Consider the following 14,380-nt stretch of genomic DNA (forward strand, 5'->3'; position numbering starts at 1 on the left):
AGAAAATACAATTTATCATTTTAAGGAGGAAAAAATTATGAGTTTGTTGAAAAATAGAACGGTTGTGGGAGTGATTTGTATTGTGCTGTCCCTCATTATTTGTTTTGGAGTTACTCCTTTATTTAATAAAGGAATGAGCCAAAAAACGGAGATTGTGCGTGTGGCAAAGGAAATTAAGGCAGGAGATGAAGTTACAAGCGATATGGTACAGGTGGTGGAAGTAGGAGGTTACAACCTTCCTGAAAATATCATTAAGAATAAAGATACCGTCATTGGCACTTACGCAACCGCTGATTTGTACATTGGGGATTATATTTTAAATACCAAGGTGTCTCAAGTTCCTGCTGTAGAAAATGCCTATTTATACAACTTGGATGGCAGTAAGCAGGCTATTTCAATTACCATTAAAACATTTTCAAATGGTCTTTCTGGTAAACTTCAAAGTGGAGATATTGTTTCTGTTATTGCCCCAGATTATAAAAAACAAGGTGCAACTGTCATTCCCACAGAACTGAAATACGTAGAGGTTATTTCGGTAACTACGCCAAGTGGGTACGACGCTAACACAGGGGAACAAATTAATGGTGAAAATGATAGAGAGCTTCCTTCAACGGTTACCCTACTTGTAACTTCCGAACAAGGAAATGTGTTAGCGGAGCTTGAGGCTGACGGAACGGCACATCTTTCCCTTGTTTATCGTGGCATTCCCGAAACGGCACAGGAATTCATTCTTGCACAGGACGAAGTTATTGCAAAAATTTATCATCCTGATTTGACGGAAACTACAGATCAGGAAAATGCAGTTGATGCATCTGTTGAGAATTCGCAAACTGTTGGAAATACGTCAGGGGAGGACTTAGCACAATGAATTTCATGAAAAATTCCATATTTTCACGAGAGCAAAAAGCAGAACCCATAAAAGAAGAAGTATTGCATGGCGGAGTGTTTTCAGTTTGGGGAAGCCCTGGTTCTGGAAAATCAACGGTTGCAGTAAAGCTTGCAAAATACCTTGCAGACAAAAAGAAAAACGTAGTCTTGGTGTTATGTGATATGACAGCACCCATGCTTCCTTGTATCTGCCCTCCTTCGGATTTGGAGTGTGAAAAATCCCTTGGCAGTATTTTATCAGCAACCCATGTGACAGAGCCCCTTGTGAAATACAATATGATTACCCACAAGAAAATGTCTTATCTCACCATCATCGGAATGCTGAAAGGAGAAAATGAATATACCTATGCCACTTATTCCAAAGTACAGGCACAGGAGCTGATTGCGAGTCTGCGAAAGATTGCTCCATTTGTAATTATTGATTGCAGCAGTTACATAGCCAACGATATTTTATCTGCCGTTGCCTTGCTGGAAAGTGATAGCGTACTTCGTCTTGCAAACTGTGATTTAAAATCCATTAGCTACCTGTCAAGCCAACTACAGCTTTTGCAAAACAGCAATTGGGATATGGAGAAGCAATATAAGGTGGCATCAAATATCAAAGCCAGCCATGGCATCGAGCATATGGCTGGGGCAATGGGTAGTTTGACGTTTAAGATTCCTCATTCCAATGAAGTGGAACAGCAATATCTTGAGGGAAATCTATTTGCAGATTTATCCCTAAAAGATAGTAGAGAATTTCGCAGGGAGATTGAGAAAATAATAAAGGAGGTGTTTGGGTGCTAGGAAATAAACGAGGGAATTCTGTGTTTGCAACAGAAGACAATCAACAGATTGTTACTATGCCAACAGTAGTAGATAACAAAACACAGGTATTAGAGCCTATAGAAAAAGAAACCGTAAACGAGGAACATTCACCAGATGAAATGGTCTCGGTAGAAAACAGAACCAAAAATCATACCATTCCCCCACAGAAACAGAAAAATATAGCGGAGCTGGGTACAGAAAATCGAACCCACTCCTTATTTTTTGCCCCGGAATCCGAGGGAAGGGATTTCTCTTCTGTGCTAAAGGATGTGCAGGAGCACATATCCAGCAACTATTCACAACTGATTACCAATGGCGACCTACAAGATGCCAAAGAGCAGATGAAACGGTACATCAGCAAATATGTAATGGACCATAGAATTGCTGTCAAAGGCATGGATGGCAGTGAGTTGATAAATGCCCTGTATACAGAGATGGCAGAGTACGGGTTTTTAACCAAATATATTTTTGGAAAAGGTATTGAGGAAATTGACATTAATTCTTGGCAGGATATTGAGGTGCAGTATTCAGACGGCAGAAATGTGAAGCTGGAGGAGCATTTTGACTCCCCAGAACATGCCATCAATGTGGTTAGAAGGATGCTTCATGTATCTGGCATGGTTCTTGATAACGCCAGTCCTGCAATCCTTGGTCACCTATCCAAAAACATTCGTATTGCGGCGTTGAAAACACCTCTTGTAGATGAAGATGTGGGTATTGCCGCTTCCATTCGTATCGTAAATCCTCAAAGTATGAAAAAGGAGGATTTTGTGCGAAGTGGAACGGCAACGGACATAATGCTGGATTTTCTTTCGCAACTTATTCGCTATGGCATTTCCGTTTGCGTTGCCGGTGCGACATCAAGTGGAAAAACAACGGTGCTGGGGTGGCTTTTAACCACCATCCCAAACAATAAAAGAATTTACACCATTGAAAATGGTTCTCGTGAGCTTGACCTCACACGATATGAGGATGGAAAAGTAGTAAACTCGGTTATTCATACTCTCACTAGGGATAGTGAAAATGAAAAGCAAAAGGTGGATCAGATTACACTGCTGGATATGGCATTACGCTTTAACCCCGATATTGCCGTAGTTGGTGAAATGCGTGGAGCAGAAGCCAATGCAGCACAGGAGGCGGCACGAACAGGTATTGCAGTGCTCACAACCATTCACGCAAATTCCTGTGAAGCAACCTATCGCCGAATGGTTTCTCTTTGCAAACGTGCTGTGGATATGAGTGATGAAACCCTGTATGGCTATGTAACCGAAGCGTATCCCATTATTGTGTTCTGTAAACAGCTAGAAAACAAGGAAAGACGTATGATGGAGATTATGGAATGTGAAATCTTGCCTGACGGTACAAGAAATTACCTCACGTTATTCCAATATATCATTACAGAAAATCGCATGGAGGAAAACGGAGCATTTACCATTATTGGACACCATGAACAGAAAGAATGTATTTCCGAAAGCCTATCAAAACGGCTTTTGGAAAATGGCATGCCCATTGAAATGATTAAAAGTCTCAAGGAAAGGACGGTGAAAACTACTTGAATATCATACTCTTAGTTGCCTGTATCGGAATGATTACAGGCTTTTTTATTTTGCTTTCCCTTTCTCCCACAGAGTTTACCGATGGGATATTTAAAGGATTTTTGATCAAACCCCAAAGTATCAAGGATGAAATTAACGAGGTTACCAACCGAAAAAAGGTTAATTTCTTAAAAAGAGAAATGACTGAGGTACAGGAAATCTTGAAAATCACAGGTCGTGAGAAAAGGTTTCCTATGCTTTGTGTCATTTCTTTGGCACTGTTTGCTGTGGGAGGTTCCATAGCCATTATGGTGAGTAACTTTTTTCTGGTTCCTGTTCTTGCAGTAGGTTTTATGCTCCTGCCTTTTTGGTATATCAGATTAACCCAGACTCACTTCAAAAAAGATATTTCGGCAGAGCTTGAAACAGCACTCAGTATTATTACAACGGCATATCTGCGAAATGAAGATATATTAACAGCGGTTGAGGAAAACGTTGCTTACTTAAATCCTCCTGTTTTATCGGTTTTCAAAGGATTTATCTATAGAATCAAAATGATTAATCCTGATATAACGGCAGGATTGCAGGCTATGCGTGGTCAGATAGAGAATGCTGTTTTCCGTGAATGGTGTGATGCTGTGATAGCTTGCCAGTTTGACCGAGGGCTAAAAAGCACCCTAACACCTATTGTTTCAAAGCTTAGTGATATGCGGGTGGTAAATGGTGAGTTGGAGAATATGGTGTTTGAACCGAGAAAAGAGTTTATTACCATGCAGGTACTGGTACTTGCCAATATACCGCTCCTGTATTTCCTAAATAAGGACTGGTATCACACACTGATGCACACCATTGTGGGTCAGATTGTCCTTGCAATTTGCTTCACTGCAATGTTTATTTCTATGGCATTTGTAATTAAGCTTACCCAGCCCATAGAATATCGGAGGTAGATGAATGAAAAAGAAAATGAAGAAAAGGGAGGCGAAGGAATGCAACTGATGTTGATACTGTTTGGCAGTTTACTTGCCTCAGGTTTGTTTTTCATTATTGCAGATATTTTGAAACTGCCAAGCCTTGCCACAGGGAAAGCCATGCTCTCGGCAACAAAGCCTAGCAAAGAGAAAGCAAAAACCGTGGATGCTCTAATTGCTGGATGGGCGGTTAGGTTGGCAAAGTTCTTGCCTATGGACGAATACAAGAAAATTCGTTTGCAAAATACCTTAAGTGCCGCAGGCATGAAAGAAACGCCAGAAGAATTTACGGCAAATGCGTTTGTGAAATCGGGACTCATTTTACTTGCGGTGGTTCCGGCTCTTTGGATTTTACCGCTGATTGCTCCAGTTTTGCTGTTTCTAGCAATAATTGTTTATTTCAAGGAAATCCGCAAGGCAGATGAAAAGCTCTCGGCAAAGCGTGAGAAGATTGAGGTTGAACTGCCAAGGTTTGTAGCAACGGTAGCCCAGGAATTAAAGGCAAGCCGAGATGTCCTTTCCATCTTGGAGAATTTCAAGAAAAACGCAGGCGAAGACTTTGCTAAGGAACTGGATATTTTAACAGCCGATATGCGTTCCTCATCCTATGAGGCTGCCCTCACTAGGTTTGAAGCAAGGATTAACTCTTCCATGCTTTCGGATATTACAAGAGGGCTTATAGGGGTGCTTCGTGGAGATGACGGTGCCATGTATTTTCAAATGTTAAGCCACGATATGAAGCAGTTGGAGTTGCAACGCCTCAAGGCACAGGCAATGAAGATACCGCCGAAAATAAGGATATTTAGTTTTACCATGTTGTTGTGCTTTCTGATGACCTATATCGTAATTATTGTCTATGAAATCATTCGTTCCCTCGGCGGAATGCTGTAAAGGGGGCGGATAAATAAGATGAAAAAAATGATGAAGGCATTTAGAAATAATCGAGGTGAGGGCTATATGGATGTGGTGGTGCTTGTTCTTTGTGCCATGCTGGTGATTGCTGTAGCAGTTAAAGTATTTCCTGCCTATATCGTTAAACAGCAGGTAGATACCTTTGCTACAGAGCTGGTGAGAGAGGCAGAGATTGCAGGGCAGGTGGGGACGGAAACCTCAAGGAGAGAACAGCTTTTAGCTGAAAAAAATGGAATTAGTCCAACTGTCGTATGGTCAAAAACAGGTAAAATTCAGCTGAATGAGAAAATTTCTGTGGTTGTTACCTATGAAGTGAACATTGGTATGTTCACTGGTTTCGGCTCTTTTCCTATTACTTTAAGAGGAGAAGCAGTGGGAAAAAGCGAGGTGTATTGGAAATGATCACCGTGATGCTGGATCCAATTCGCACATTAAATTTAGCTAGTAGTTTAAGCTTTGTGCCTTGGGTTGGACTTAGCGGAAAGGAGAAAAATGATAAATAAACGATTAGAACCACTGAAAAACAACCGAGGCAACGGTTATCCCTTTGCCGTTGCCATTACCCTTTGCCTTGTTATGATTTTTACAGGCATTTCAGAATATTTTCGCTTGATGATTGTTGCACAAGGGGTGCGAGATGCTTTGCAGGATGCAGTCATTTCTACTGTGGTAGAAAATTATGATGATGTGTATCATGGAGTACGTGAGGGATATTCGGGAGGGTATCAGCCTACAGCCGAGGACTTTGAGGAATCCATTGATTATGGAAATATTTATGATAAAATGGATAATATACTTGGTCTGACTCAGAACGGTGGATATCACGAAAAAAATGCCTCTGGCAGTGAAACACAGTTTAAAATATGGAATTTAGATGTAGAGATTCGCAATGCACCCTTCGCAGATAGTGATAGGGCAGACAAAAGATTTGAGATTGACAGTACTGTCATGCTGGAAGTTCCTGTTTCTTTCGGAGGCAAATTACTAGCTCCCATGAAGATAAAGGTGAAAAACAGTGCCGGTTACACTCCTAAATTTTAACTTTCTAATAGTTATATAAATTATGTTAGACTTTCAGATTTTCTTGTGGTAGGGTGTGGCTTGTAAGGGTAGATACATAAACAAGGAGGCGAACAGCTTATGAAAAATATGAATGATAAAACAAAGAAATGGCTTATAGTGGCAGGAGGCCTTGCCATTTGTGCTGTGCTTGCAGTGATGATTGCAGGCCGCTTTAGCAAACCAACTGCAGAAGACGTATTGCTTCCAATACAGAGCGGTGATGGGAAAGATATAGTGGTAGAAGAATCAAATAATATAGAAAAAGAAAACCAGATTACAGTATCGCCAATTGAAGTTTCTGAACAACCAGATGCTGATAATGGTGCTGTGGATCAGGGAACGGAGCAGACTATCCAAGGGGATGCTAAAAAACCAACTTATACGCAAGAAGAGCTTACAAATCCTGACCAAAAGCCAAATGGAGATGAAGTAACAGAGCAGGATAAACCAGTTGACCATGATAAGGTGGAAACTCCATCAGAGACTCAGATACAGGATGAACAGCCACAAAGCGGAGATAAAAAAGATGGTCAGATTTATGTTCCAGGGTTCGGATGGATAAAGGATGAAGGCGGCGGGGGAGAAGCAACTGTCGGCAAAAGTGATGGTGATATTAATAAACAGGTGGGTATTATGGGTGAATAAATATAGCAAATAAAATGCACTGCTGATAAGCAGTGCATTTTATTTGCAGAAAGGAAAATTATTAATGAAGAAATATTCTAAAACATCCGTTGTGTTAACAATCATTTTATCTCTTCTATTTTCTACAACAGCATTGGCTGTCGGTGATGGAAATATTGATGCTGGGGGTGGTGGCATGGATAATGGGACAAGTACAAATATCTGGTCTCCAGGAAATGATGGTGTTCGAGTAACGGTTGTTCGTGCCAGTGATCATACCGTAGTTACTACCCCTATTGACTTAACAAATAAGTCACCAAATAATATTCAAATACACTTTAGTAAGGTAAGTAAAATTCAGTACAGTAAAGGAATAGGTTTAACGCCTATAACAAGTAAATATCGATATATTAATCCTCCACAATCGATGCCCACAATTATAAGTGACAAGGGCAACAGCAATATGGACGCAATCAAGAAATATTTTTGTTCGGAATACGTTGTTCAGATGATTGCCAACCACACGGGCATGAACTATGACATTCTTATTGGAGGAGAATATAAACTACTTCTTGAACCAATAGCCTATTATAAATTTGAGGGTATTATGATTGCAACTACAGCAACAGAGGCGGCAATGTATGATGAACAAATCAGCGGATTGCTCAGACGAAGAATGGTAGCACTTTCTCATCAAAATTTACCTCTTGCTATGTTTTTGGAGGTTTCAGATTTGGGCTATCCTGTTTGGAAAGGAAGTACATCAAAAGCAGCCTCAAATGCAGATATCAAATCATCTCTTGGGCTTGGGGTTGTGCGTTTTACAGAATTGCCGGAATCTCCTGAAATTGCAACCCAAGACTATGAGTATCGTGTAAATACTGAGGTTATTACGGCAGTTACTGTCAGCGGAGGGCAGAGTGACCCAGATAACCCAACTAAAGTCAGCTTTTCTATTGACGGAAAAACTTATAATGTTGGAAATGTCTATTATCCTCAAGGCGATAGTCAACTTGCCTGGGTAAAATGGACAACACCAGATGCAGAGCAGGACATGGTGATTTATGTATCGGTGAAGGGGCCAGGTGGAACAGATAAAACCACCATTAACTGTAAGATTGTTGATCTTGATAAAAATCCTCCTCCAAATCCTATTGCTGATGATAGAAACGAAAAATTTTCATCAGTATCTGTTCCCAACCGTAGTGAAAAAGTAAGGGCAGATTGGAGTGTTTGGGATCCTTGGTGGCATGAACATTGGGTATGGCATAGTACAGGTGAAGATAGTGGCTACTGGTGTGACCACGGATGGTGGGAGTTCGACCTGGACAAGTATTATGCAAGATTTTCAGCTAATATGAGTATCAGATGTGACAGCAAAAATCCAACTGCCAGTGGTGGAGTAATGAAGTCAGGATACGGCATCAATGAAACCGTAAGTGCATCGGTAAGTAGTAACCAAAGCTCTGCAATTACATATCTGCAGACTGCTGTCAGCTATTTTCCTGAGTTTGGATATGAAACCTATTGGAGACTTTTGGATAGGATGAAAGATGGATCATCAACTAGCTTTGAGTTTCAAAATAATAAGTATTCTACCTATAAAAATAGAACCCATTTCACACCGATTTGGATGCCAGACGGCGATTATACAGTAAACACTTGGGCAGCAGATAGCTGGACGCCAGTAGGAATGCTGTCAATGAATTTAACGGATAGCCTAACAATAAAGGGGAATTTATGGCAGGATTGGCATGTGGCACCTCTAAAACCATAAGGGAAGGAGAGAATTTATGAAAAAATATAAGCAATTATCAATCATACTTACAGTGGTATTGATTGTTTGCCTATTTTACGGAATATCAGCATTTGCAGCAGGTACGGGGGATGTAGCGGGGGCTATTGAAGGAACATGGACAACGGCATCGGGACAAATTAAGACTGTGGTTAATAAGGTAATCTTTCCGGCAATTGACCTAATTCTTGCGGTATTTTTCTTTGCCAAACTAGGGATGACGTACTTTGATTTTCGCAAACACGGTCAATTTGAGTGGAGTGGTCCAGCAATTTTGTTTGCTTGTTTGGTATTTACATTAACAGCTCCGCTATATATTTGGACTATACTTGGATTATGATGTAAAGAAGAAAGAGGATAACCTCGTCGTAAAAAATCATATGTTCCCTTTATGAGATAAAGTGAAATAAAACGCTGAATCTTATGAAGGGAGCATATTAGAAAATTAAGAAGTTGTTGTCATCTTTTAAATGATTAAAATCAGCTTTAGCCGTTACTAAAGTGGATTACATTCCTTATCACTCCCATTTAAAAAACTTAATTGCGATTATTGAGCAAATAATTGTGATAACAATCATGATGATTATTGGTAGTATAGCATTAGCAACAGGCAATCCAAGTGTAGCGGATTTTAATATCTTTATGCCTTGTGTAAGCGGTAGAATATCAACAATTTTTTGCATCGCAGATGGCATTACTTCGTAGGGTAAAGTTGCACCGGAAAAAATCAGCATAGGAAAATACAGTAAACTTGCAATAATTCCCGCTACTTTAGAGTTCTTTGAAATGCCACCCACCATCATACCGATAGAAAATATTGAAATCATAACTAAAAGCCAACCGAGAATAAACTGATAAATACTTCCTTGCATACGAAAATTGAAAAATGCAGTTGCGACAGTAAACAGTGTGATTAATGATACTAACGAATAAAGCGCATAGATTGTAACCTGAACAAGTAAGATAATCGTAGGCTTCACAGGTGTTACCTTAAATCTTTTCAAAATATGCTTGCTTCGATAGTCTGAAATAACTAATGGCAGTCCCATAACTCCACCGGCACAGATAGCAATAGTAGCTATTGCTCCAAATGATTGCTCTAAAAATGTATAATCAGCATCAATAAAAGCTGGATTAGTTCCATAAATAATTCCAAGCACAACAAGTACAACAATTGGCATACAAATAGCAAAAATAAACATATCTATTCCACGAAGGGATAGTTTGATTTCTGTTTTAAGCATTGTACTAAATGTTTTCATTTTCTGATACCTCCTCATCTGTGTACCAAAGATAAGCTTCCTCAAATTTATCATACGGACTTACAGCGATGGCATCTTCAACTGTGCCATAAAACACTGAATTACCTTTTTTTAGGATACATATTTCGTCACAAAGTTTCTCAACCTCATCCATAAAATGAGAGGTTAAAAGAATAGTGAGTCCTTGACCCTTTAATTCTTTTAAAATTTGCCAAACATCTCTTCTTGCTCTTGCATCAAGTCCTGTTGTGAGCTCGTCAAGAAAAACCACCTCTGGATTTGGAATGAGTGCAAGAATGATAAATAACCGTTGCTTTTGACCACCTGATAGTTCTTTTACTAAGGTTTTGGATTTGTCGGCAATACCGAATTTTTTAAGTAGAGTACGATAATCGGTGGCATTCTTATAAAGAGATGATGTCACCTCACAAAGTTCTCCAACACGAATATTTTCTTGATAATTTGCCTCTTGAAACTGAACCCCGACCTTTTGAAACAATTCCTTCCGATTTGCTTTTGGATTTGATCCTAAAATTGAAACTGTTCCACTTTCCATAGGCTTTGTTCCAAGTATACATTCAATTGTCGTGCTTTTACCTGCTCCATTTGCTCCAAGTAATCCAAAAACAGTACCTTTTTTAACATTAAAGCTTAAGTTAGTTACTGCTTTTAGCTGTCCGTATGATTTTGATAGATTTTCCACCTTTATAATATCATGCATTTTCATATCCTCCTTTTCGTAATATAAAAAGAATAACACCAAACAAAAGTCTGGTGTTAAAGTGGAGGGTTTGAATATTTATTTTTCATTTCGTAAAGCATTGATTTTATAGCAATTGCATTTTCTTTTGCACTGCCTAAAGATACAATTAGCCTATCGCAGGCGGATACAATCTCTTCGTTATAATCTGGCGTATTCAATACGGCGATAATATCTGCTTTTGAATTTCTTTCAAGTGCATTTATCATACGAAGAATTGCAGAAAGGGAATAGTTGGCACATTTTAGTGAACGGATAATTTTAAGTTTTCTAATATCATAATCAGTATAAACACGATACCCGTTTTCCTTTCGTTTTACTTTAAGCAGTCCATTCATTTCCCAATTTCGGAGAGTATCCATTGATATTCCAAGTATCTCAGATATTTCTTTTCGCTTTAAGGCATATCGGTTTTCTAGGTTAGCTCCTCTAAGCAGTTCTTTTACTATTTTTACCGCTTCATTGGCATTACAAATTTCAATCCCAACAGAATATATATATTGTTCTGTTAGTTTAATTGCTTTATCAAATTCACATAATGCTGACAGCTTAACAATAGAAACTGCTTTTTTTCGTAGGCCGTTTTGAAGTACCTCAATCTGAAAAGCTGTACGTGCCAGTTTGAATTGTTCAAGATGCAATTCTGTAAATACACGATAGCCATTTTTTTTACGGATAGGTTTCGAGATAAAACCTATATCCTCGTACATTCTTACGGTATTCGGATGTATACCAATTATCTTTGCAACTTGATTTGTTGTATATGTGTTTTCTATAATATCACCAACTTTCAACAGGAAGAGGTATTTTTTATAATTTTATCATAGTAAAAAGCTTGCTTCAACCTTCTGAATATGAATAGATGATAGAACAAACGTGAAGTAAAATCCGTCACCGTCCTTTTTCAAGGATACTCTGGACGATTTTGGGCATATAACGAACAAGGACCCGTTGCATCAGAGTAGAGGTGCAACAGCTTAATTTCATATTTAGTGAGCTTTTCTCTGGTGGACGAATTAAATCAGTTTCGGAGGGTATCCGCGTTTGAATCGTTCAGAACATTTATGAAACAAAACAGGCACTAATGTTTTATGCTATTCTTTTCCTGTCAAAACAACCTTTTTCCATCTGAAATATTGATACCAAGCTCTTTTGCCATACCTGTTTGCTTAAATGGATTTATTTTTTCTACCACACCATCACGTTTGAAAAGGGAACCTGTATTTTTTAGCCAAAATGTTACATCTGCTTTTACGCATTGCTCCCGAATATTAAGTACCCAATCATAATCACATATACGGGATTCTCGCCCTGTTTCGCCACCAACAGTCACATGGTCTACTCCACGAAGATACGGTGTCAAGTCTATCTTTTCTAAGAGTGGTGCACAAGCGATAAACCGCCGCTTTATCGGATAAGATAAAAAGAGTGGCAGTCTGTAATCAGCTAATGCTTGATTTTCGACAGTACAACCAATATTCACATTGTCATAGCCTGCACCCCAATCGGGTGGAAGTGATACGAGAAAACGGTCAATTCGCTTTGTTAAAATCAAGAAATCAATATCAGTTCTTTCCTTGATGATAGCCCAAATGTCTTTACGCCACTCGTCTGTTTCTGGCAGGAAAAAGTCAGTCGCAAAACAGGTTGGAAGAATTTTGTTGCCTTTGATATTGTATTCGTCCTTTGCATTTTTCCTTGTGGGCCAATCAAATTTATCTGTTTTTTGTATTGTGTTTTGACCATAGCGTTTTGCATACGGCCCATAAAAATAGCAATTTGTACAGCCATCACTTATTTTGTAACAGCCTGTCCATGGTTCCCAGTTCATAGTGTTCCTCCTCTCGGATGGGTGAAGCCGATGATAGCAGAAACGCAGCTGCTTTTCAGCAGCGTTTGAACGTCACCGTCCGTGCCTTCATGGAGATCTTACCCACCTCGTAGCCGTAGGCGGGCAGCTCTTTCTTGAAGGTTAAAAAGGCGTGGTCGATGGGAAAGCCCAGAATCTGTTCAATCTCGGCATAGGTCAGTGCGAAGCTGTTCTCTGTGCGTTGACCTATCGCCTTCCAAAGTGGCTCATATTTACTCATTGTCCGTCTCCTCCGATCTTGTTTGGAATAAAATAGCGACTTTGATTTACCAAAGCCGCCGTGTATCACATACCAAAGCCTAACGCATACTGTTTTACAACCTCAAGAGGGAACATTGTGCGTGTAGCAACTTCTTCTGCCGACATGCCTTGATTAAAAAAGCGTTTGAAAACCGTGGTCATATCCTCTGCAATTTCTACAATGTGCTTGTCGGGGTCATATACCCGAATATCACGCTGCCCCCACGGGTATTCTTTGATTTCGTGTACCCATTGCAAACTGAATATGCTTTTCATTTCGGCATACACCTTGTTCAAATCGTCTACTTCAAAATAGACTTGAAAGTTATGTGACTGCTTTTTTATGCTATCGTCTGTCAAACCAACAAGTTCAGCATATCCTTGTTGCAGCGTAAAGCCCTCAAACATTACATGTGCACCAATATCCATGACCACATTTTGGTGAAGTACCTTTTCATAAAAGTGTTTCGATGCGGCTATATCCTTAACCGCTAAAAGACAACCTTGATATTTCATTTTTCAATCCTCCTTTGAGGATAGTGTATCGTATATCTCTGTGCCGTCATAGTAAAAATCCGACATTGTTTTTAAGTAATTTTGGGGTGACACACCACTGATAGCCTTGAAATCTTTATCAAAATGAGCTTGGTCGAAATAGCCAGCTTGTTGTGACAATGCCGCAAAAAAGCAAGGCGATTTTTGAATGTGCTTTAATACATAATTAAAGCGGGTTAAACGTGCAAAGTCCTTAATGTTCATTCCAATTTGTGTGCGGAACAAGCGGTTTAGCTGCCGTTCACTATAACAAGATAGTCTGGCAATCTCTTTCACTTGTAGCTGTCCATGATTATCAGAAATCGCTTTGGTTGCAAATAGCAAAGCATCTGAAACAACATGCTTTTCTATACGTTCGTATAATATTTCTTCGCAAGCGTTCACTAAGTCGGTTGCAGTTTTTGATACTGCAAAAGCATGATGCAATAAACGGAACAACTCGTTGTCGATGTACACAAGCGAAAGGCGTTTGTCTGCAAATTCCGCTTGGTTTTGGCGTGTGATTTGATACAACCCGTAGGGCGAAAGCTGGATAAGCATTAAAATATTATAACTATTTGGCTCCGTGCCTAACAATATGGGGGAGAGGGACGCTCCCCATAGTTCAGCAATGACTGTATTTCCATCGAAAGCAAGCGACAAAGTTCCGCAAGCGTTAGGCATAAGCATATAATTCTCTGTAAACATATCCTTAGATGGAAATACGATGTTGTAATATAGAATATATTTTCTCAGCCCCACATGTGAGGGAAACATATTGAATTGCTTGTTATCTTTTATAATCAAAATGTTCCCCCTTGCTTTTCAAAGAAAGATTTGCATTATGCGTATCTGCCTAATGCGAATTAATCAAATACGAATTCGTTTCCAGAGCAGAGAGTTAAATTTCCCAACTACCGTTTCATAAAAGTTATACTCAGTAAATATATAAAATAAGGTTACCATAGTAAAGTGGAAGTTTCAATTAATAAATATAAACAATAGAAAGAGTCCAGTATTATGAAAACTAAAAATTGTTCACAGTCTTTATGCAAGGATTGACTGGGCTATACTTGGCTTATAGGTAAAGAGATAGACACTACACAAGATTAAAGTGTAGTGG

The 14,380-nt window shown here is 39.3% G+C and carries 17 protein-coding genes; 10 read left to right on the forward strand and 7 right to left on the reverse strand.

Features of this window, described 5'->3' with window-relative positions:
* Positions 1-37 precede the first annotated feature (37 nt).
* From cpaB to CLNEO_RS05295, 10 genes are all read left to right on the forward strand, one after another.
* Positions 38-868: a Flp pilus assembly protein CpaB gene (gene cpaB / locus CLNEO_RS05250; protein ID WP_066085566.1), complete on the forward strand. Its 831-nt coding sequence runs from the start codon at positions 38-40 to the stop codon at positions 866-868.
* Positions 865-1,674, forward strand: coding sequence for an AAA family ATPase (locus tag CLNEO_RS05255; protein ID WP_066085568.1), 810 nt, complete (start codon positions 865-867; stop codon positions 1,672-1,674). Before cpaB ends, CLNEO_RS05255 begins: the two co-directional genes overlap by 4 nt.
* Complete coding sequence (locus CLNEO_RS05260) at positions 1,668-3,251, forward strand: CpaF/VirB11 family protein (protein WP_066085569.1); 1,584 nt, start codon at positions 1,668-1,670, stop codon at positions 3,249-3,251. The genes CLNEO_RS05255 and CLNEO_RS05260 overlap by 7 nt, the downstream gene beginning before the upstream one ends.
* Positions 3,248-4,177: a type II secretion system F family protein gene (locus CLNEO_RS05265; protein WP_096348793.1), complete on the forward strand. Its 930-nt coding sequence runs from the start codon at positions 3,248-3,250 to the stop codon at positions 4,175-4,177. The genes CLNEO_RS05260 and CLNEO_RS05265 overlap by 4 nt, the downstream gene beginning before the upstream one ends.
* Positions 4,178-4,216: 39 nt before the next feature.
* Positions 4,217-5,089, forward strand: a complete 873-nt coding sequence (locus CLNEO_RS05270) for a secretion protein F (protein WP_066085806.1) — start codon at positions 4,217-4,219, stop codon at positions 5,087-5,089.
* Between the two features lie 18 nt (positions 5,090-5,107).
* Positions 5,108-5,512 (forward strand): DUF4320 family protein, encoded by a 405-nt coding sequence (locus CLNEO_RS05275; protein WP_330382554.1) that lies wholly within the window; start codon positions 5,108-5,110, stop codon positions 5,510-5,512.
* Positions 5,513-5,602: 90 nt separating this feature from the next.
* Positions 5,603-6,151, forward strand: a complete 549-nt coding sequence (locus tag CLNEO_RS05280; protein ID WP_201032870.1) for a hypothetical protein — start codon at positions 5,603-5,605, stop codon at positions 6,149-6,151.
* A gap of 99 nt (positions 6,152-6,250) precedes the next feature.
* Complete coding sequence (locus tag CLNEO_RS05285; RefSeq protein WP_083531856.1) at positions 6,251-6,817, forward strand: DUF6550 family protein; 567 nt, start codon at positions 6,251-6,253, stop codon at positions 6,815-6,817.
* 64 nt (positions 6,818-6,881) lie between these two features.
* A complete protein-coding gene (locus CLNEO_RS05290) occupies positions 6,882-8,573 on the forward strand; it encodes a hypothetical protein (protein ID WP_066085570.1) in 1,692 nt (563 codons plus the stop codon).
* 16 nt (positions 8,574-8,589) lie between these two features.
* Positions 8,590-8,931, forward strand: a complete 342-nt coding sequence (locus CLNEO_RS05295; protein WP_066085571.1) for a DUF3852 domain-containing protein — start codon at positions 8,590-8,592, stop codon at positions 8,929-8,931.
* A 178-nt stretch (positions 8,932-9,109) separates the two neighbouring features.
* On the opposite strand, the gene CLNEO_RS05300 is transcribed toward CLNEO_RS05295, so the two are convergent.
* From CLNEO_RS05300 to CLNEO_RS05330, 7 genes are all read right to left on the reverse strand, one after another.
* Complete coding sequence (locus CLNEO_RS05300) at positions 9,110-9,853, reverse strand: ABC transporter permease (RefSeq protein ID WP_066085573.1); 744 nt, start codon at positions 9,851-9,853, stop codon at positions 9,110-9,112.
* The gene (locus CLNEO_RS05305; RefSeq protein ID WP_066085574.1) at positions 9,840-10,574 is read right to left on the reverse strand and encodes an ABC transporter ATP-binding protein; all 735 of its coding nucleotides are present in this window, start codon (positions 10,572-10,574) and stop codon (positions 9,840-9,842) included. The genes CLNEO_RS05300 and CLNEO_RS05305 overlap by 14 nt, the downstream gene beginning before the upstream one ends.
* A gap of 56 nt (positions 10,575-10,630) precedes the next feature.
* The gene (locus tag CLNEO_RS05310) at positions 10,631-11,407 is read right to left on the reverse strand and encodes a MerR family transcriptional regulator (RefSeq protein ID WP_242864159.1); all 777 of its coding nucleotides are present in this window, start codon (positions 11,405-11,407) and stop codon (positions 10,631-10,633) included.
* A 314-nt stretch (positions 11,408-11,721) separates the two neighbouring features.
* Positions 11,722-12,444 carry a DUF5131 family protein gene (locus tag CLNEO_RS05315; RefSeq protein ID WP_066085576.1) on the reverse strand — a complete coding sequence of 241 codons (723 nt, stop codon included), beginning with the start codon at positions 12,442-12,444 and terminating at the stop codon, positions 11,722-11,724.
* Between the two features lie 55 nt (positions 12,445-12,499).
* Entirely contained in the window at positions 12,500-12,703 is a 204-nt protein-coding gene (locus CLNEO_RS05320; RefSeq protein WP_066085577.1) for a hypothetical protein, read from the reverse strand.
* A gap of 65 nt (positions 12,704-12,768) precedes the next feature.
* Complete coding sequence (locus tag CLNEO_RS05325; protein ID WP_066085579.1) at positions 12,769-13,239, reverse strand: VOC family protein; 471 nt, start codon at positions 13,237-13,239, stop codon at positions 12,769-12,771.
* 3 nt (positions 13,240-13,242) lie between these two features.
* Positions 13,243-14,064 (reverse strand): helix-turn-helix domain-containing protein, encoded by an 822-nt coding sequence (locus tag CLNEO_RS05330; RefSeq protein WP_066085580.1) that lies wholly within the window; start codon positions 14,062-14,064, stop codon positions 13,243-13,245.
* Positions 14,065-14,380: the final 316 nt, after the last annotated feature.

Source organism: Anaerotignum neopropionicum (assembly GCF_001571775.1).
Taxonomy (GTDB): Bacteria; Bacillota; Clostridia; order Lachnospirales; family Anaerotignaceae; genus Chakrabartyella; species Chakrabartyella neopropionicum.

Excerpts from the sequence above, each read along its gene's own strand:
- CLNEO_RS05325 (WP_066085579.1), bottom strand. The coding sequence starts at position 13,239 with ATGAAATATCAAGGTTGTCTTTTAGCGGTTAAGGATATAGCCGCATCG.
- CLNEO_RS05275 (WP_330382554.1), top strand. The coding sequence starts at position 5,108 with ATGAAAAAAATGATGAAGGCATTTAGAAATAATCGAGGTGAGGGCTAT.
- CLNEO_RS05305 (WP_066085574.1), bottom strand. The coding sequence starts at position 10,574 with ATGCATGATATTATAAAGGTGGAAAATCTATCAAAATCATACGGACAG.
- CLNEO_RS05285 (WP_083531856.1), top strand. The coding sequence starts at position 6,251 with ATGAAAAATATGAATGATAAAACAAAGAAATGGCTTATAGTGGCAGGA.
- CLNEO_RS05290 (WP_066085570.1), top strand. The coding sequence starts at position 6,882 with ATGAAGAAATATTCTAAAACATCCGTTGTGTTAACAATCATTTTATCT.
- CLNEO_RS05300 (WP_066085573.1), bottom strand. The coding sequence starts at position 9,853 with ATGAAAACATTTAGTACAATGCTTAAAACAGAAATCAAACTATCCCTT.
- CLNEO_RS05320 (WP_066085577.1), bottom strand. The coding sequence starts at position 12,703 with ATGAGTAAATATGAGCCACTTTGGAAGGCGATAGGTCAACGCACAGAG.
- CLNEO_RS05280 (WP_201032870.1), top strand. The coding sequence starts at position 5,603 with ATGATAAATAAACGATTAGAACCACTGAAAAACAACCGAGGCAACGGT.
- CLNEO_RS05315 (WP_066085576.1), bottom strand. The coding sequence starts at position 12,444 with ATGAACTGGGAACCATGGACAGGCTGTTACAAAATAAGTGATGGCTGT.
- CLNEO_RS05270 (WP_066085806.1), top strand. The coding sequence starts at position 4,217 with ATGCAACTGATGTTGATACTGTTTGGCAGTTTACTTGCCTCAGGTTTG.
- CLNEO_RS05255 (WP_066085568.1), top strand. The coding sequence starts at position 865 with ATGAATTTCATGAAAAATTCCATATTTTCACGAGAGCAAAAAGCAGAA.
- CLNEO_RS05295 (WP_066085571.1), top strand. The coding sequence starts at position 8,590 with ATGAAAAAATATAAGCAATTATCAATCATACTTACAGTGGTATTGATT.
- cpaB (WP_066085566.1), top strand. The coding sequence starts at position 38 with ATGAGTTTGTTGAAAAATAGAACGGTTGTGGGAGTGATTTGTATTGTG.